Annotated in this window: 1 protein-coding gene; it reads left to right on the top strand. The window is 68.5% G+C overall.

Translation table 11 applies throughout. From position 1 onward, the window contains the following. Window positions 1–35: 35 nt before the first annotated feature. A partial coding sequence (locus tag R0J92_RS22225) for a hypothetical protein (protein ID WP_411053247.1) occupies window positions 36–314 on the top strand: 279 nt, incomplete at its 3' end.

Below are 314 nucleotides of genomic sequence, written 5' to 3'. Positions count from 1 at the left end.
GCACCGCCCGCATCCAGAGCTTCGGGGCCGTGGACATGAGCGGCGTGCACGTCACCGCTTACTTCTCCGGGCAGGCCGTGCCGGGCGGCTCCGACGTGGCGGGGGCCTTGGACGGCAACGACTCGCTCGGCGAGCTGAACCGCATCAGCGACGAGCCGGGCAGCCTGTTGCAGGACACGACGTACATCGGCTGCCGGCAGGACCGCCCCACCGTGCGGGGTTTCACCGGCGAGATCGCGGCGATCCTCTGCTACGACCGCAACCTCACGGTCGCGGAATACAACGACATCGTCGGCTACCTTGGAGGCAAGTAC

Source organism: Tritonibacter sp. SIMBA_163 (assembly GCF_046535935.1).
GTDB classification, from domain to species: domain Bacteria; phylum Pseudomonadota; class Alphaproteobacteria; order Rhodobacterales; family Rhodobacteraceae; genus Epibacterium; species Epibacterium scottomollicae.
Note: the sequence above shows the minus strand (reverse complement) of the source record. Positions and strands in the feature narration are given on the sequence as shown.